The organism is Streptomyces sp. TOM-9 (assembly GCF_056858595.1).
The window spans coordinates 8,363,992-8,380,718 of the sequence record NZ_JBXEQB010000001.1; the positions used below are offsets into that span (position 1 = coordinate 8,363,992).

General features: G+C 72.6%; 11 protein-coding genes. 5 read left to right on the plus strand and 6 right to left on the minus strand.

Annotated elements, in window-relative coordinates; translation table 11 throughout:
- Positions 1 to 65: 65 nt before the first annotated feature.
- Both AC1VWI_RS38550 and AC1VWI_RS38555 read left to right on the plus strand, forming a co-directional pair.
- Positions 66 to 1,202, plus strand: a complete 1,137-nt coding sequence (locus tag AC1VWI_RS38550) for a PP2C family protein-serine/threonine phosphatase (protein ID WP_499515675.1) — start codon at positions 66 to 68, stop codon at positions 1,200 to 1,202.
- Between the two features lie 114 nt (positions 1,203 to 1,316).
- Positions 1,317 to 3,458: a protein kinase domain-containing protein gene (locus tag AC1VWI_RS38555; protein WP_499515676.1), complete on the plus strand. Its 2,142-nt coding sequence runs from the start codon at positions 1,317 to 1,319 to the stop codon at positions 3,456 to 3,458.
- A 26-nt stretch (positions 3,459 to 3,484) separates the two neighbouring features.
- On the opposite strand, the gene AC1VWI_RS38560 is transcribed toward AC1VWI_RS38555, so the two are convergent.
- Together AC1VWI_RS38560 and AC1VWI_RS38565 are read right to left on the minus strand one after the other, a co-directional pair.
- Positions 3,485 to 3,715: a hypothetical protein gene (locus AC1VWI_RS38560; RefSeq protein WP_499515677.1), complete on the minus strand. Its 231-nt coding sequence runs from the start codon at positions 3,713 to 3,715 to the stop codon at positions 3,485 to 3,487.
- A 151-nt stretch (positions 3,716 to 3,866) separates the two neighbouring features.
- Entirely contained in the window at positions 3,867 to 6,296 is a 2,430-nt protein-coding gene (locus tag AC1VWI_RS38565; protein ID WP_499515678.1) for a SpoIIE family protein phosphatase, read from the minus strand.
- 213 nt (positions 6,297 to 6,509) lie between these two features.
- Here AC1VWI_RS38565 and AC1VWI_RS38570 point away from each other — a divergent pair, with 213 nt between their 5' ends.
- Complete coding sequence (locus AC1VWI_RS38570; RefSeq protein ID WP_499515679.1) at positions 6,510 to 7,100, plus strand: TIGR03086 family metal-binding protein; 591 nt, start codon at positions 6,510 to 6,512, stop codon at positions 7,098 to 7,100.
- On the opposite strand, the gene AC1VWI_RS38575 is transcribed toward AC1VWI_RS38570, so the two are convergent.
- The gene (locus AC1VWI_RS38575; protein ID WP_499515680.1) at positions 7,063 to 7,926 is read right to left on the minus strand and encodes a class I SAM-dependent methyltransferase; all 864 of its coding nucleotides are present in this window, start codon (positions 7,924 to 7,926) and stop codon (positions 7,063 to 7,065) included. The two genes, AC1VWI_RS38570 and AC1VWI_RS38575, sit on opposite strands and share 38 nt — an antisense overlap.
- A gap of 328 nt (positions 7,927 to 8,254) precedes the next feature.
- Here AC1VWI_RS38575 and AC1VWI_RS38580 point away from each other — a divergent pair, with 328 nt between their 5' ends.
- Positions 8,255 to 8,707 carry a lamin tail domain-containing protein gene (locus tag AC1VWI_RS38580; RefSeq protein ID WP_499515681.1) on the plus strand — a complete coding sequence of 151 codons (453 nt, stop codon included), beginning with the start codon at positions 8,255 to 8,257 and terminating at the stop codon, positions 8,705 to 8,707.
- Between the two features lie 193 nt (positions 8,708 to 8,900).
- Here the strand turns inward: AC1VWI_RS38580 and AC1VWI_RS38585 are convergent, their stop codons facing one another.
- Both AC1VWI_RS38585 and AC1VWI_RS38590 read right to left on the minus strand, forming a co-directional pair.
- Positions 8,901 to 13,193, minus strand: a complete 4,293-nt coding sequence (locus tag AC1VWI_RS38585; RefSeq protein ID WP_499515682.1) for a discoidin domain-containing protein — start codon at positions 13,191 to 13,193, stop codon at positions 8,901 to 8,903.
- Positions 13,194 to 13,435: 242 nt separating this feature from the next.
- Positions 13,436 to 14,494 (minus strand): AI-2E family transporter, encoded by a 1,059-nt coding sequence (locus tag AC1VWI_RS38590; RefSeq protein ID WP_499517016.1) that lies wholly within the window; start codon positions 14,492 to 14,494, stop codon positions 13,436 to 13,438.
- Positions 14,495 to 14,748: 254 nt separating this feature from the next.
- On the opposite strand from AC1VWI_RS38590, the gene AC1VWI_RS38595 reads away from it, so the two are divergent.
- On the plus strand, positions 14,749 to 15,531 hold the full coding sequence (locus AC1VWI_RS38595; RefSeq protein WP_499515683.1) for a glucosamine-6-phosphate deaminase: 783 nt from the start codon (positions 14,749 to 14,751) through the stop codon (positions 15,529 to 15,531).
- 10 nt (positions 15,532 to 15,541) lie between these two features.
- Here the strand turns inward: AC1VWI_RS38595 and AC1VWI_RS38600 are convergent, their stop codons facing one another.
- Positions 15,542 to 16,699 carry a TDT family transporter gene (locus AC1VWI_RS38600; RefSeq protein ID WP_499515684.1) on the minus strand — a complete coding sequence of 386 codons (1,158 nt, stop codon included), beginning with the start codon at positions 16,697 to 16,699 and terminating at the stop codon, positions 15,542 to 15,544.
- Between the last annotated feature and the right edge of the window lie 28 nt (positions 16,700 to 16,727).

The window sequence follows — 16,727 nt, forward strand, 5'->3', positions numbered from 1 at the left end:
CATTAACTGGTGGAAACGGACATCGGCGGTGTGACGCCTCGCACAGGCAGGGATTGCGGACGAACATGAGTCAAGCCCCGGACCAGCGGCATGGCGGCCGGCCGACGTGGCACGTCGCCACGGGAGCGCCCCTTGCGATCATCTGCGGGGTGGCCCTCGTCGCCTTCGTCAGCGGCAGCGGTCCCGACTGGCTGCCTCTGCTCGCCGTCGGACCGGCACTCGCCGCCGCCGTAGGGGGTCCGTGGTGCGTCCTGCGGGTGGGCGTGCTCGCGGTGGCGCTGGCCGCGGTCCTCGGCGCCGACAAGGGAACGCCCGGCGACAAGCTGGCCATCGTGGTGGCCGCGCTGGCCGCGGTCACCCTGGCGAGCGCGCTGGGCGCCGCGGTCCGGGGGCGCCGCGAGCGCGTGCTCGCGGCCGTCCGGTCGGTCGCCGAGGCGGCGCAGCACGCGCTGCTGCTGCCCGTGCCGGAGACCGTCGGCCCCTTCCAGGTGGCCGTACGCTACAGCGCCGCCGCGGCGGAGGCCCGGATCGGCGGCGACCTGTACGCCCTGGTGCCCACCCCGTACGGGGTGCGGCTGATCGTGGGCGACGTCCGCGGCAAGGGCCTGCCGGCGGTGAGCACCGCCGCCCTGGTGCTGGGCGTGTTCCGCGAGGCCGCCTACGACGAGCCTGACCTGCTCGACGTCGTCGACCGCATCGAGCGCAGCCTGGCCCGCAACCTCGGCCCGGACGACTTCGTCACCGCCGTCGTCGTCGGGCACCCCCGCCCGGGCCGCATGGAGGTCGTCAACTGCGGCCACGCCCATCCGCTGCTGCTGCGCGGGGGCGACGTCCTCGCCGTCGAGTCCTCCGGCCACGTCCCGCCGCTGGGGCTGCGCGCCCTCGCCGGGGAGGAGCCGGTGCTCCAGGTGCTGCCCTTCTCCGAGGGCGACCAGCTGCTGCTGTACACCGACGGCGTCATCGAGGCCCGTGACCGCGGCCGCCGCTTCTACCCCCTGGACGAGCGCGTCACGCGCCACCTCACCGACGACCCCGCGCGCACCCTGGCCGCGCTCCACGACGACCTGCTGGACCACGTCGGGGGCAAGCTGCACGACGACGCCGCGCTGCTCCTGCTGCGCAGCACCTCCGGCGCCGCGTCCGTCACCGAGCTGCCCGTCCCCGTCGTGTCCGGCGGTGCGCACAGGGCCCCGGCCGGCTGAGCCTGCGGTCGCGGGAAGGCGCACGAGTGGCGCACTTTTTCGGCGATTTGCTGCACTTCAGACGATATGCGATACGTGGAGGAGGGGCTTTTCACCGCTCGCCGAGGAAGTGCCATGACAGGAGCGCACGAGGACGTCGGGCGCGTGGTCACCGGTCGCTACCGGCTTCTGCGCCGGCTCGGCGTCGGCGGCATGGGACGGGTGTGGCTCGCCTACGACCAGGAGCTGGCCTGCGAGGTCGCGGTCAAGGAGATCGTCCTGCCGCCCGGTGTCCCCGAACGCGAGGTGAGCTCCCGCATCGCCCGGGCCCGCGGCGAGGCCCGGCACGCCGCCCGGCTGCGGAACCACCCCCACGTCGTCACCGTCCACGACATCGTGGAGGAGGACGGCCTCCCGTGGATCGTCATGGAGTTCGTCCCCGGTGCCATGGACCTGGAGGCGGTGGTGCGCGAGCGCGGTCCGCTGCCGCCCGCGGAGGTCGCCCGGATCGGGCTGGCCGTGCTCGACGCCCTCCTGGAGGGCCACCGGCTGGGCATCCTGCACCGCGACGTCAAACCGGCCAACATCCTGCTGACCCATCCCGGCTCGCGGCCCTCCTACCCCACCGAGGGCGGCGGCCGGGTGATGCTCACCGACTACGGCATCGCCCTGGAGCCCAGCTCGGGCGAGACCCGTCTCACCGCGACCCTGGAGATCCTCGGCACCCCGCGCTTCATGGCCCCGGAGCGGGCCAACAACCGGCCGCCCACCGCGGCGGGCGACCTGTTCTCGCTCGGCGCCACCCTGTACTACGCGCTGGAGGGCACCGGGCCCTTCGACCGCGAGACCGCCCTCACCACCCTGAGCGCCCTGCTCTTCGAGCCGCCCGCCCCGCCCCGCCGGGAGACCCGGCTGACACCCGTCCTCGTGGGACTGCTCGCCAAGGACCCCGCGGACCGGATGGGCGCGGAGGAGGTCGCCCGGCGGCTCTCCGCCGTCGCCGCCCAGCCGTACCACCTCCACCCGGCCCCTGCGGCGGAGCCGGCGGCCCCCGCCGGGACCCCACCGCCCGAGCGGTCCCCCGCACCGAAGCCGCCGCGCCCCCAGTCGTCGGCCGCCCCGACGACCGAACTCCCGCCGCCGGCCGAACTCCCGCCGCCGGCCGGGCAGGAGGAACGCGATCGGCCCGGCCCGCCCCCGGGCCCGCTGCCGCCGAAGGACGGCGGGGGCCCGCCGCGCTCCGGTCCGCCCCGGCCACGGCGCCGGCGGGCCGGGCTCGTCGCCGCGGTGGTGCTGGTGGCGCTGGCCTTGGTGGGCGGCGGCATCTACCTGGCGCAGTCCCCCTCCCCGGGCCCTGGGCACACCACACCGACATCCGTGCAGTCGATCAAGGTCGGCGACTCCCCGCACGGGGTGGCGATGTCCCCGGACGGGGGCCGGGGCTACGTGGCCAACTACAGCTCGGGGTCGGTGTCGATGATCGACACCGAGTTGAACCGCACCGTGGGCGACCCCATCCCCGTGGGCCGCTTCCCGAAGGGGGTGGCGGTCTCACCGGACGGGCGCAAGGTCTACGTGACCAACAACTACGCGGGCTCGGTCTCGGTCATCGACACAGCGAGCAACCGCACGGTGGGCGATGCGATCTCCGTGGGCTCCAGCCCGGAGGGGCTGGCGGTGTCGCCGGACGGGAGCCGGGTCTACGTGGCCAACGGGACGTCCGGTTCGGTGTCGGTGATCGACACCGCGAAGAACCGCACGGTCGGCGATCCCATCCCCGTCAGCCGCTTCCCGCGGGGGGTGGCGGTGTCTCCCGACGGGCGCAGGGTCTACGTGACCAGCTTCGGCCGCAACAGGACCTCGGCCTCGGTGTCCGTGATCGACACCGCCGAGAACCGTACGGTGGGTGATCCCGTACTCGTCGGCCGTCGCCCTGAGGGGGTGGTGGTGTCGCCGGACGGGAGCCGGGTGTACGTGGCCAACGGGGGATCGGGTTCGGTGTCGGTGATCGACGCGGCGAAGAAGCGTACGGTCGGCGATCCCGTCCCCGTCGGCTCCAGCCCCGCGGGGATGGCGATGTCCCTGGACGGGCGGCACGTCTACGTGGCCGACGGGGGTTCCGGTTCGGTGTCGGTGATCGACACCGAGGAGAACCGTACGGTGGGCGGCGCGATCGCGGTGGGCTCCAGCCCTGAGGGGGTGGCGGTGTCGCCGGACGAGCGCCGCGTCTACGTGGCCGACGCGACCTCCGGTTCGGTGTCGGTGATCACGTTCTAGCGGACGTGCGGGCGGGCCGGCTCACCTCATGGCGGGGTGCAGCCCGGCGGCTCCCATACGGGGTTGCCGTCGCTGTCGTTGTGGTAGCTCGTGCAGTCCTCGCCGGGCGCCAGGCGTGAGGCCTCCGTCGTGGCTTTCGTCGTCTGAGGCGCCGCCTGGGCGCTCGCCACGCCCACCGTTCCGGCGAGCAGCGCTGCGGCGCACGACGCTCCGACGAGGTGCCGGATTCGGCTGCGGTTCTCCCTGCCTATCGCCATGGTTCGTCCCTTTTCGGTAGAAATGTCGCTCACGTATTCACCAGGGTGGGAGTTCGGTCGTGACGGTGTCAACGCCATCGACGGCGAACCGGCCCGATGTTGCAGAATCGGGAAATTTGCCGTGTCGGGCCCTGCCTGGACCGGGTCCCGGTCAGCCGCCGTCGTCCCCGCCCGGTGCGGGCAGCGGCTGCTCGGCCCAGATGGTCTTGCCGCGGGCGTGGTAGCGCGTGCCCCACAGGGAGGCGAGCTGCGAGACCAGGTAGAGCCCGCGTCCGCCCTCGTCCGTCTCCAGGGCGCGCCGGACGTGCGGGGAGGTGCTGCTGCCGTCGCCGACCTCGCAGATCAGCCGGCGGTCGCGGATCAGCCGCAGCCGCACCGGCGGTGAGCCGTAGCGGATCGCGTTGGTGACGAGTTCGCTGACCAGCAGTTCGGTGGTGAACTCCAGTTCCGCGAGGTCCCACTCGGCCAGCTTCCGGGTCACCAGACCGCGCGCCCGCCCGACCGACTCCGGCGCGCCCGCCAGGTCCCAGGTGGCGTGGCGGTCCGGCGGCAGACGGTGCAGCCGTGCCACCAGGAGTGCCACGTCCTCCCCGGGATGCCCGCCCGGCACGAGCCGGCGCAGCGCCTCGTCGGCGATCTCGCCGGGCCCGCACCCGCGACCGGCCCCGGCCAGCGCCTCGCCGAGCCGGAGCACCGCCCCGTCCCCGGACGCCGGGGCGAGCAGCCCCTCGGTGTACAGGGCGAGGAGGTCACCGTCGGCATGGGCCACCTCCGAGCATTCGAAGGGCACGCCGCCGGTGCCCAGCGCGGGCGTCGCCGGGGTCCCGGCCACCGAGACCTCGCCGTCGGGGCTCACCCGTGCCGGCATCGCGTGCCCGGCGCTCGCCACGGCGGAGCGCATGGTGATCGGGTCGAAGATCGTGTAGAGGCACGTCGGGGCGGAGATCCCGGGGGTGGGCCCGCCCTGTTCCTCGTGGAACCGCTTGACCTGGTCGCTCAGGTGCGTGAGCAGTTCCTCCGGGGCCATGTCCAGGTCCGCCAGCGTCCGCACGGCCGTCCGCAGGCGGCCCATGGACACCGCCGAGTGCAGCCCGTGCCCGCCCGCCTCGCCGATGACCAGGGCGGTACGCGCGCCGGAGAGCGGGATGACGTCGAACCAGATGCCGCCGGGCCCGGCGTGGCCGCCCCGTGCCAGGTGGCGCGAGGCGGCGTCCACGGTCGCCAGCGCCGGCAGCCGCTGCGGCAGGAGGTTCCGCTGCAGCGCCAGCGCCGTGGCCCGTTCGCGGGTGTAGCGGCTCGCGTTGTCGATGCAGACCGCGGCGCGCGCGACGAACTCCTGCGCGAGCATGACGTCGTCCGCCTCGAACGAGTGTGCCCGGGTGAAGCGGATGAAGAGCACCACGCCCAGCGCCGCCCCGCGCGCGAACATCGGCACCAGGAGCCAGGACCGGACGGCGAAACCCTGGATCAGCTCCGCCCGGGCGGGATCGGCGGCCTCCAGCTCGACCAGCAGTTCCTCGCCCGTGAGCAGGACGGGCTTGCCGGTGGCCAGGGCCCGTGCGGCCGGGGTGCCGGGCAGGGACGCAAAGGTGTCCACGTCGCCCGGCGCCACCACGGTGCGCGCCGGGCCGCCGGGGACCATCGTCGCCGCGGCGCGGCGCAGGGGCACCGTGTCGGCGACCGGCCCGGGCAGCGGCTCCTCACCACCGAGCACCGAGTCCACCAGGTTGACGTAGGAGAAGTCGGCGAACCGCGGCACGGCCACGTCCGTCAGCTCCTGCGCCGTGTGCAGCACGTCCAGGGTGCTGCCGATCCGCGCGCTGGCCTCGTTGACCAGGTCGAGCCGTTCCCGCGCCCGGGCCTCCGTGGTGAGGTCGAAGACCATGTGCGCCAGGGCCACCACGTCACCGTCGGCGCCGCGCAGGGGCAGGATCGTCTCCGACCAGACCGTGTCCCGGTCCGGGTCGCGGGGGTCGCGGCCGCGCACCTCGCTGCCGATCATCGCCCGGCCCGAGCTGAGCACCAGCCGCTGGCGTGCCTCGAAGGCGTCCGGGTCCAGCAGCCCGGGCGGCGCCACCTCGCGCATGGTGCACCCGACGAAGTCCTCGGGGAAGCCCGTCGCGCGGATCTGGGAGTCGTTGCGGGCCAGGAAGCGCAGGTCCGTGTCGAAGACGTCGATGATGAACGGCGACTCGGTGAACAGGCCGCGCAGCAGCGCGCCGAGCAGGTCGTCCTGCCGCACCGCCTCGGCGTTCTCCGCCTGCAGCAGCCAGCGGTCCGGCGCGAGGGGATGTCCCCACAGCACCACCGCGACCGGCTCGCCCTCCCGGTGCCGCAGCAGCAGGGGGCCCAGGAAGACCGAGTGCTCCGCGCCCATGATGCCCGCGACGCGGGCGCCGTCGGGGCGTGACCACAGCAGCCGGGACACCGGCCCGCAGGCCTCGGCGGTCGTCCAGCCGAGCAGCCGCTCCGCGCCGGGGGTCCAGTTCGTCACGGTGCCCCGTGCGTCGACGACGGCGAAGGCGGCGCCTCTGGACCGGGGGAAACCGTCAGGGGCGTCGGCGAACAGCGTGCCGCGCATGTCCACCCGTCACGCCCACCCGGCCCTGGCACACCCAAGGATTCCCACAGACCAATACTGACCGCCGTCAAGATCTGAGGCACGCGGTGCGTGCCTCACCTCCGTGACCTGCCGGGACTCGACCGGAGGAGGGCTGTCCTCGCGTCCCGCGATGAGTTTCCGGCGCCGCACCGGTCCTCAGCGGTGACGACAACCGACCCCCGGGGGAACCCCATGACGCATCATCCCGACCTCCGCCCGGCCGCCCGGGACGTGAGCGCGCTGCTGGAGCGGATCGACGACGAGCACCTCGACGCGCCCACGCCGTGTCCCGACTACACGGTGGCGCACCTCATCGGGCACATCGCCGGGCTCTGTGCCGCATTCCGCGACGCCGCCCGCAAGGACTTCGGCCCCACCACGGACGGCGACCCCGGCGCGGCGGTCCCCGAGCTCCCGCCGGCCTGGCGCGACCTGCTGCCCGTCCTGCTGACGGAGGTGTCCGCGGCCTGGCGGGACCCCGGGGCCTGGGAGGGCGAGACGAGGGCCGGTGGAATCACCCTGCCCGCGGACGCCGCGGGCCGTTTCGCCCTGAACGAGCTGCTGGTCCACGGCTGGGACCTGGCCCGCGCGACGGGGCTCGACCACCGCCCCGACGAGTCCGCCGTGCAGGCCGCGATCGCCCTGCTCACCGGCTTCCGGACGGCCTCCGGCGACCGCTCGGGGCCCTTCGGCCGGCCGGTACCCGTCCCGGACTCCGCGCCGGCGCTGGACCGGCTGGTCGGACTCACCGGCCGCGATCCGGACTGGAGCCCGCCGCGCTGAGCGGTCGGCGACCCCAGGCGGAGACCATGGGCGCCGTCGCCAGGTCGAGCGTGCCGGTGGCGACGTTCGCCAGATGCCGGTCGACCTCCTCGTCGGTGGCCAGTCCGGCCGCCACGAGCCCGTCCCTGATGTGCCGCACCGTCGCCGCCTCCAGGACCGCACACGCCGGTGACGTGATCGGGAAGTACGCGTCGGCCCCGACCTCCTCCAGCCCGGCTTCCCGCAGCAGCCGCGGCAGCGTCCGCCCGTAGGCCAGGTCCGCGCCGCGCCCGGCCATCAGCGTGCGGAAGCCGGAGCGCAGGCGGTTGGCGAGCCGCTGCTCGGGTCCGGACTCGTCCGGGCAGAGCAGCGGCTGCAGCCCGGGATCGGCGTCCTCCACCAGCAGCAGGCCGCCCGGGCGGAGCGCGCCGACCATGCGCCGCAGCGCCTCCGCCCGGTCGGTGACGTGCACCAGCACCAGCCGGGCGTGGACGAGGTCGAACCCGCCCGGCGGCGCGGGGTCGGCGGCGACGTCGTGCCGGAGCACCTCGACCACGCCGCCCGCGGCGTCCCGGGTCCACGACACGTCGATGTCGGTGGCGACCACGGCGCCGCCGGGGCCGACCCGCGCGGCCAGTCCGAGGGGCACCGACGCGCCGCCGGCACCCACCTCCCAGCAGCGCATCCCCGCCCCGATGCCGAGGGCGTCGACGTGCCGGAACGTCACCGGGTCGAAGAGCTCGGCGAAGGCGTCGAAGCGTGTCCCCGCCTCGGCCCGGCGGTTGTCCAGCAGGTAGCCGTGGCCGTGTCCCGGGCCGCCCCCGTGGGCCGTGTCGCGTGTCGTCATGGCGCGATTCTCCGTTACGGAGGCCTTCCTCCGGCTGCCGGGGGCCGCCCGGCGATCAGGGCACTCGTGTGGGTGACACGGAAAGGCCCGGGCAGCGGTGCCCGCCGGATGGATGCATCGCGCAGGTAGTCGATATTTCAGTCGAGATTGACAGATGTCGCTTACAGCTAACAGTTACGGATATGTCCGCATTCTGTAACGCGAAGCGATTGTTCCGGTTGTGCGCGTCGCCGCTGGGCCAGAGTTGGGTCATCGGCAACCGCCGAAGCATCCGCACCGCGGGAACGGCCCGAAAGGACCGGGACCGCACCTTTGTTGAGGGGGCATCATGTCTGCTCGTATCACCCGTCGCGTCATCGCCACCGTCCTCGCCTCCGGAGCGGTCGTGGCCGCCGCCGCCCTGCCGGCCGGCGCTGCGGAGAGCCGCGACCACGGCCGGTCCCGGGTGGTGATCGGTGACGTCAACACCCGTGACGGCCACGGCCACGGCCGCGGCGGCCGCGGCGGTGACGAATGGATCGAAGTGGTGAACACGGGCCGCGGCTCGGTCAACCTGCGCGGCTGGAGCCTGTCGGACCGGGACGGCAACCGCTACCGCTTCAACAACGTGTGGCTCGCCGGGCACTCGAAGGTGCGCGTCCACACCGGCTTCGGCCGCGACGGCCGGCGCGACGTCTTCCAGGACCGCCGCAACTCCGTCTGGGACCGCCGCGACGTCGCCACCCTGCGCAACGACCACCGCCAGGTCGTGGACGTCAAGTCCTGGGGCGGCCGCCGCTGACCGGCACCCGATCCGGGCCGTGCCGCCGCATCCCCGTGGCCGGCACGGCCCACCCCGTCACCCCTTCACGGCGTGCCGCGGCGGAATCCCGCCGCGGCACGCCGCCGTGTTGCGCGAGGGCGGCGGCGACGACGGAGCGCCGTGGTCCCGGCCGGAGAACCGGCCGGGACCACGGCGCTCGCGCGCTCCTCCGCTACGGATTGGTGTTGATGGTGAACGTGGACGTCGTGTTCTTGATGTTCTGGTAGTTGTCGCTCATCGTGAGGTTGTTGAAGGTGACGGAGCCGACCGCGGGACCCTGTCCCGCCTCTGGCATCTCGTTCGCCCACAGGCCGAAGCCCGACTTGGCGTCGTAGGCGTCACCACTGCGGTGGGCGCCGGTGATGGACACGTTGGTGAGGACCGTGTCCTTGATCGGGTTCTGTGGCTGACCGCCCACGTAGTTCGTCTGGAACATGATCCCGCTGTAGGTCGGGTCCACGATGTCCACGTCGCTGACGCGGATGCCCTGGAAGACCTTCGAGGCGGAGAAGAGCCAGATGCCCGGGAAGGTCTGGCTGCCCCAGAAGTGCCCGCCGCAGCGGACGATGGAGATGTTCTGGAGGTTGGTCGGGTCGGTCCCGAAGCCGTTCATCGGGTAGCCGAAGTCCAGGGAGCTGATCGTGACGCCCGAGTAGACCAGCGTGTCCGCGACGAGGATGTTGCGGAAGGTGTTGGCGTAGCCGCCGTAGACGGCGATGCCCGCGGCGCGCCAGGTCAGCAGGGACGTCAGGTTCTCGTAGAGGTTGTTCTTCTCGTCCGCCCCGCCGGCGTCGATCGCCGAGAAGAGGGCGAAGCTGTCGTCACCCGTGGCACGGGCCTCGATGTTGTCGAGGTGGTTGTCCGTGCTGCCGTTGGTCATGTTGACGCCGTCGGCGAAGGTGTCGCGGATCCGGGAGTTCGTGATGGTGATGTTGTCGGTGTTGGCGCCCCAGTAGAGGCAGACCGTGTGCTCGTTCCAGACGTTGTCGATGGTCATGTTGGCGACGCCTGCGAAGTCGAAGACCTTGCCGGGGCCGTCGATGCGCGAGGTGTAGTTGCCGAAGAAGGAGAAGCCCGAGAAGGACGAGCCGTTGGCGGTGGAGTCGGCGCGGAAGCCCGCGTCGGTGTTGGACTGGCTCGTCGGCGTGTGGAAGCGGGTGTACCAGGGGCCCGCACCGATGATCTTGACGGTCTTGCCGTAGACCTGGAACTTGCTGCCCGTCTCGTAGTCGCCCGGCGGCAGGTAGACGCCCTTCAGGGTGCCCGTGGTGTCCATCCGGGCCTTGTCCAGGGCGTTCTGCACGTCCTGGTGGGTGAACCCGGTCGGCGCGGTGTAGGCCGCGGGGTCGGGGTTGGCGATCGGCGCGACCTGCTCGGTGTTGACGAAGTCGATCGCGTACTGGCTGCCGTTGGCGGCGTCCTTCTGCAGCTTGATCTTCGCCCCGGCCTGCACGGTCGTGCCGAGCATCAGGTTGGCCTCGTCGTAGATGTGGCGGGGATTGCCGTCACCGGGGTTGTTGCCGGGGGCGGTCTCGCTGCCGTACAGCCACGCGTACTTGGAGGTGAGGTCGATGGCCTTGAGGAAGCTGCCGTTGACGTAGACGTTCAGGGTCGAGTTGATCCCGCCGCCGCCCGCGGCGTCGGGGATGGAGTAGCGGACGACCAGGGTGTTGGTGCTGGCCCTGGTGGTGAACTCCACCGAGCTGCCGGTGCTGTTCAGCGTGACGGCCTTGCGGCCGGACGCCTCACCGGCCAGGTCGCCGACGGTGCGGTTGGGGCCGACCACGGCGGCGCTCCCGCCGAGGACCCCGTCCTCCGCCTCGTACATGTCGTACGGCATGTTGGCGCCGCGACCGACGAAGAGCGACTGGGTGCTGGTGTTGTTCTGCTGCTTGACCGTCAGTTCGTTCGCGTCGGGCGCGATGACGGTCTTGACGGTGTACTTGCCGTTGGCGGCGGTCCAGGTGCCCAGCGGGACGGGGCTCGTGGTGGCGCCCGCCGCGATGGCGCCGCTGTAGGAGCCGGTCAGCGTCTTGACGACGGAGCCGGAGGTGGTGTCGGTGACCGTGAGGGTGATGCCGTGGGAGCCGCCCGCCGAGGCGACCGTGCCCTGGTTCTTGATCGCCACCGAGAAGGTGACGGTGTTGCCCTTGGCCGGGTTGCCGGGGGACCAGCCGGTGGGGGAGGCGATCAGGTCGGAGCTGTCGACCGGCCTGACGACCAGCGGGGTCGGGCTGTTGTAGGTGTTGTTGGTGTCGTTCTGCTCGATGACGTCCCCGGACTCGTCGACCTTGGCGCTCAGCGGGTAGCTGCCCGCGTCCCGTACGCCGATGTTCGCCGTCACCGTGGTCGAGGCGCCCGCGGCCAGCGCGCCGACCGCGGCGGTGCCGACCTTGGTGGTGCCCAGGTAGAAGGTGACGTTCGTGGCGCTCGAGGCGAGCTCGCCGATGTTGCGCACGGTCGCGGACAGGCTCACCGAGTCGGTCTCGACCGGTGCGCCGGGGGAGACGGACATGCCGGTGACGGTCAGGTCCGGGTTCGGCGCCGGGGTGCCGATCACCTGGAACTCCGCCACCTGGCCCGCGGCCGCACCGCTGTTGGCGGTGAACTGCAGCCGTACGTCGGCGACCCGGGCGCTGACCGGGATGGTCACCGTGTTCCCGGAGGACGGGTTGAAGGTGTAGTCGGCGGCCGCCTTGAGGCTGGTGAAGCCGCTCGCGCCCTGCTCCCGGCCGAGCACCTGGACGGTCTGGGTGCGGGTGCCCCAGGCGCCGTCGGGGTTGAGCTTGAGCACCAGCGAGGTGACGTCGGCGTTCGCCCCGAGGGAGACGGTCAGCGTGTTCGGGTAGCTGCCGCCGGCGCCCTCCCAGTAGGTGGTGACGCTGTTGTCGTTGGCGTTGGCCGCGACGAAGTTCTGGGTGCTGGACGATGCCGTGATCGGCTTGCCCACGGCCATGTTGGAGCCGGTGCCGCCCGAGCCGTTGCGGGTGACGGTGGCGCTGGCGACGCTGCGGTTGCCCGCCGCGTCCTTGGCCTTCACGTAGTAGGAGACGGTCGCGGTGTCGGGCTGGCTGTCGGTGTACGTGAGCGTGGTGCCCGACACCGTGGTGCGCAGGACCTCGTTGGCGTACACCTCGTAGCCGGTGACGCCGACGTTGTCGCTGGAGGCGGTCCAGGTCAGCTTGATCTGGCCGGAGCCGGGCTGGGTGAGGGTGAGGTTGCCGGGCTGGCTGGGCGCCTGCGTGTCGCCGCCGGAGCCCGTCCGGGTGACGGTGTTGCTGTTGCCGGAGACGTTGCCGGCCGCGTCCTTGGCGCGCACGAAGTAGCTGACGGTGGCGCTGTCGGGCTGGTTGTCGGTGAAGGTGAGCGTGCTGCCGGAGACGCTGGTGCGCAGCTCGCCGTTGGCGTAGACGTCGTAGCCGGTGACGCCGACGTTGTCACCGGCGGCGTTCCAGGTCAGCCGGATCTGGCCGGAGCCGGGCTCGGTGTAGGCCAGGCCGGTGGGCGCGCTCGGCGCGGTGGTGTCACCGGTGGCGGGGCCGTAGACCTCCAGCTCCGACAGCTGCGCGGCGGCCCAGCCGGTGTTGCCCGTGACGTTGACGCGCAGGTAGCGGGTGGTCGTGCTGCTCAGGCTGATCGTGACGGTGTTGTTGTCGCCCGGGTTGAAGGTGTAGTCGCGGGACGCCACCAGGTCGCTGAAGGACGAGCCGTTGGTGCTGCCGCGCAGGGACAGCGTCTGCGTCCGTGCCTCCCACGAGGGCGGCAGCTTCAGCACCACCTTGGTGACCGCGACGGAGGACCCGAGGTCGGCCTGGAGCCACTGCGGGAAGGCGTTGTTGGAGCTCTCCCAGTAGGTGGTCTGGTTGCCGTCGTTGGCGTTGGCGGCGACGTAGGGCGCGTTGCCGCTGCTCGCGGTCAGGGTGCGGCCCTGGGCGAGGTTGTCGGTGGAGACGGCGGAGCCGTGCACCTCGAGCTCGGAGACCTGGGCGGCGGGCCAGCCGGTGTTGGCGGTGATGTTCAGCCGTACGAACCGGGTGGTGGTGGCCGAGAAGTCGATGGTCACCGTGTTGCCGGAACCGGGGCCGAAGTTCCGCCCGGCCGAGCCGGACAGTGTGGAGAAGGTGGAGCCGTCGGGGCTGCCCTGGACCGCGAAGGTCTCGGTCCTGGCCTCCCAGGCGGCGGGGAGTTTGACGACGACCTGGTCGATGCTGGTGCTGCTGCCCAGGTCGACCTGGACCCACTGCGGGAAGGAACTGCCCGCGCTCTGCCAGTAGGTGTTCTGGTTGCCGTCGGTGACGTTGGCGACCCCGTACTCGGCGTGGGAACTGCTCGCGGTGGCCGGCGCCCCCGCGGCGAGGTTGGGGCCGCCGGCGGCCGCGGCGGGCAGCGCCGACTGGCCGAGCAGCACCAGGCCCGCCGCGATCACCCCCGCCAGCAGCCGCTGGATGAACCGTTTCCTTGGCATGTCGTCCCTGTGCCTCTCGTCAGAGTTGTTGGTGCCATGACATGTCACATGCGGTGCGGCTGCCACGCGGAGAAAATTGCATTGATTGCTTTGGTAATTGCGCGGCCCGAGCCGATAGTTGCAGAGGTGTTTCCGGGCGTCTATGCCCTCGACCGGGCTTTCATCTCACCTGGCATGGGCTTGCGCTGGAGTGTCGTGCAGCCGACACGGCGTTGCGGAAGCACCGCAAAAACTTGCGCGTCCTACTCCGTGGTGCGCAGTGCCTGGTACATCGACCAGAGGACGGAGACGAGCGGGACCGCCACCACCGCGCCGATGACCCCGGCGGCGATGGCGCCGCCGATGACGGTGAGCGCGACGACCACCGGATGCAGGCGCACCGCCCAGCTCATCACGATCGGATGCAGCACATGGCCCTCGATCTGGCCGATGACGACGATCAGGCAGACGACGACCGCCGCCACGACGGGTCCGTTCGCGGCCAGCGCCACCACGGCGGCGACCGCCAGGGCGATGGGGGAGCCGATCAGCGGCACGAAGGCGGCGAAGAACTCCAGCAGCGCCAGCGGCAGCGCGAGCGGCACCCCCAGCAGGAACAGGGCGACCCCCACCAGGATCGCGTTGGTCGCCGCCACCAGCACGATCCCGTGCGTGTAGCCGGTGAACGTGCGCCATGCCGCACGGCCGGCCACGGACACCCGGCCGCGCACCGTCCGCGGCAGCTGCCCGCAGAACCAGGACCACTGCCGGTCGCCCGAGTGCAGGAAGAACACCGAGCAGAACAGCGCCAGCGCGAAGACCGTCAGCACCTCCACCAGGCGCCCGGCGCCGCTCAGTGCGGTGCTGATCAGGGCCGACCGGTGGGTGGACAGCCACTGCCCGATCTTCGACTGGAGGTCGTCGAGCGCCTTGGGGTCGAGCCGGAACGGCGGGGCTTGCAGCCAGCGCTCGATCCGCGCCAGCCCCGCGCCGAACTCGCGCTGCAGCCCGGCCGTCTCGCCGGCGACCACCTCGCCGACCATGGCCAGGATGCCGAACACGACCAGGATGCTGCCGATCAGCGAGACGGCGACGGCCAGCGAACGCGGGATCACGCGGGCGAGCAGATCGGCCAGCGGTCGCAGCATCGCGGTGCCGACCAGCCCGAGGAAGACGGCCACCGCGATCTCGTGGAACCGTCCCAGGGTGGCGAACACGGCGTAGACGACCGCCCCCACGACGAGCAGCCGCCAGGAGTAGGCGGCGGCCGTGTTCAGCGCGGGGAACACCCGGACGCCGGGCCGCCTGGCGGGCCCGCGCACCTCCCGGCGCCCCACGCGGATCCGGATCCGCCGTCCTCGGGACACCGTCCGCACCTCCCCGTCGAGCCCGCCGTGCGCCCGCGTCCTGCGCGCCTGTCCCTGCTTGCTACCACCGGCGGGGTCCCGGCCAACGCGGCGCGCGCCGCATTCGCCCGAAGGCACCCCCCGGGCCGGCGGTGGATCTCCGGGGTGCCTGACTGCTAAATTGGTCTAAACCAGTTAGCGGTCTCCCTCACCAGATCGGCGGTCCCGAAGTGGAAGTCGTCATCGTTCCGGACGCCACCGCAGGCGGCGAACTCATCGCGGGTGCCATCGCGGACCTGCTGCGCCGCAAGCCCGACGCGCTGCTCGGCGTCGCCACCGGTTCGACCCCGCTCCCGGTCTACCGGGCGCTCGCCGGCCTGGCCGGCGAGGGCCGCGCCGACGTCTCGCGCGCCCGGATCTGCCAGCTGGACGAGTACGTCGGACTGCCCGCCGGGCACCCGGAGTCCTACCGCTCCGTGGTGCTGCGCGAGGTCGTCGAGCCCCTCGGCCTCGCCCAGGAGTCGTTCATGGGACCCGACGGCACCGCCGAGGACATCGTCGAGGCGTGCGCGGCGTACGAGCGCACGCTGGCGGCGGCCGGCGGGGTGGACCTGCAGCTGCTCGGCATCGGCACCGACGGCCACATCGGCTTCAACGAGCCGTGCTCCTCGCTGGCCTCCCGGACCCGGATCAAGACGCTGACCGAGCAGACCCGCAAGGACAACGCGCGCTTCTTCGACCGCCCCGAGGACGTGCCGCACCACGTCATCACCCAGGGCATCGGCACCATCCTGGAAGCCCGGCACCTCGTGCTGCTGGCCACCGGCGAAGCGAAGGCCGAGGCGGTCGCCCTCGCCGTCGAGGGCCCGCTGGCGGCGGTCGTCCCCGCCTCCGCGCTCCAGTTGCACGCGCACGCCACCGTCGTCGTCGACGAGGCGGCCGCGTCCAAGCTGAAGCTGGCCGGCTACTTCCGGGCCACCTACGCGGCGAAGCCGTCCTGGCAGGGTCTGTGATCCCCTTCGTTCAGGCGCGGGGCGCCGGGGCGGGCGGCAGGAACAGCGTGCCGCGCGCACCGGCGCGGACGGTCCGCACCGCGACGAGCGCCCACGCCGCCACCAGGCCCGCGTACAGGACCAGCGCCGCCCCCTGGAAGGCCGTCGAGTGCAGCCGCAGCGCCAGCGCGCTCGTCCCGGTCACGCACGTGCCCAGCGGGAAGGTGAAGCTCCACCAGGTCAGGGTGAACGGCAGTCCGCGCCGCGCGGTGCGCACGGTGAGCGCCGCCGCCAGGGCCAGCCACATCATGGCGAACCCCCAGGTGGGCACGCCGTAGAGGTAGCCGAAGACCTCGGCCCCGGTGGCGTAGGGGCGGGGCAGGGCCGTGGGCGCCGCGTGCCCCAGGAGATTGGCCGCCGTGACGGACTGCCCCAGCGGGCCGAGCACGATCCACAGGGTCGGCACCATGGCCGCCGGGCCCGTCTTGTGGCGCACCAGCCGGCCCCAGATCTGCGGGATGATCACCAGGCTCGCGATCAGGCTCATCCCGAACATCGCGTAGCACGCCAGCAGCAGCGTCAGCCGTGCCTGCCCGGCGGGGAGGTGCGGGACGAGGGCGGCCCCGGTGGCGGCGGACACCATCGGCGGGACGACGGGCATCAGCCAGCCGCCGAACGCCGAGTCGTCGCCCACGCGGTGCTCGGTCATCGCGCGGTACGGGATCCACACCCAGGTCACCAGGCCCAGCAGGGTGCCCGCCGACCAGAGCACCGTGTCCACCGCCAGGGCCGCGTGCGGCCCGATCCAGTCCGAGCCCAGCGCCAGCGTGCCCGCGCCCACGGTCAGCAGCGCCATCGCCGGAGCACCCCAGAAGTGCGCCATCACCGGGTGGCCGGCGTGCGCCCGCGCGCGGTCGCGGTACCGGGTCCAGTGCACCGCCCAGCCCGCGGAGAGCGCCACCAGCCAGGCGGCCGCCAGCGCCCACACGACCGTGGCGGCCGTCCGCAGCCCCGGTACGTGCGCCGGGAGCCCGGCCGCCGCCGTGGCGACGATACCGGTGCCCATCACCGAGGCGAACCAGTTGGGGCCGAGGTCGCGGAAGAGCTGGGAGGGGTGGTCCAGCTCCCGCAGCAGCCCGGTGCGCGGGTGGGCGCCGGGCCGGGAGGGAAGAGCGAGCGTCGAAGGCATGTCCGTAGCGTCGCCCCGGCCGGGCACG

What these genes read in the sequence shown, in the direction of transcription:
- AC1VWI_RS38565 (WP_499515678.1), bottom strand. Translation starts at nt 6,296, where the DNA reads ATGCGCGGCACGCTGTTCGCCGACGCCCCTGACGGTTTCCCCCGGTCC.
- AC1VWI_RS38575 (WP_499515680.1), bottom strand. Translation starts at nt 7,926, where the DNA reads ATGACGACACGCGACACGGCCCACGGGGGCGGCCCGGGACACGGCCAC.
- AC1VWI_RS38570 (WP_499515679.1), top strand. Translation starts at nt 6,510, where the DNA reads ATGACGCATCATCCCGACCTCCGCCCGGCCGCCCGGGACGTGAGCGCG.
- AC1VWI_RS38560 (WP_499515677.1), bottom strand. Translation starts at nt 3,715, where the DNA reads ATGGCGATAGGCAGGGAGAACCGCAGCCGAATCCGGCACCTCGTCGGA.
- AC1VWI_RS38555 (WP_499515676.1), top strand. Translation starts at nt 1,317, where the DNA reads ATGACAGGAGCGCACGAGGACGTCGGGCGCGTGGTCACCGGTCGCTAC.
- AC1VWI_RS38585 (WP_499515682.1), bottom strand. Translation starts at nt 13,193, where the DNA reads ATGCCAAGGAAACGGTTCATCCAGCGGCTGCTGGCGGGGGTGATCGCG.
- AC1VWI_RS38550 (WP_499515675.1), top strand. Translation starts at nt 66, where the DNA reads ATGAGTCAAGCCCCGGACCAGCGGCATGGCGGCCGGCCGACGTGGCAC.
- AC1VWI_RS38600 (WP_499515684.1), bottom strand. Translation starts at nt 16,699, where the DNA reads ATGCCTTCGACGCTCGCTCTTCCCTCCCGGCCCGGCGCCCACCCGCGC.
- AC1VWI_RS38580 (WP_499515681.1), top strand. Translation starts at nt 8,255, where the DNA reads ATGTCTGCTCGTATCACCCGTCGCGTCATCGCCACCGTCCTCGCCTCC.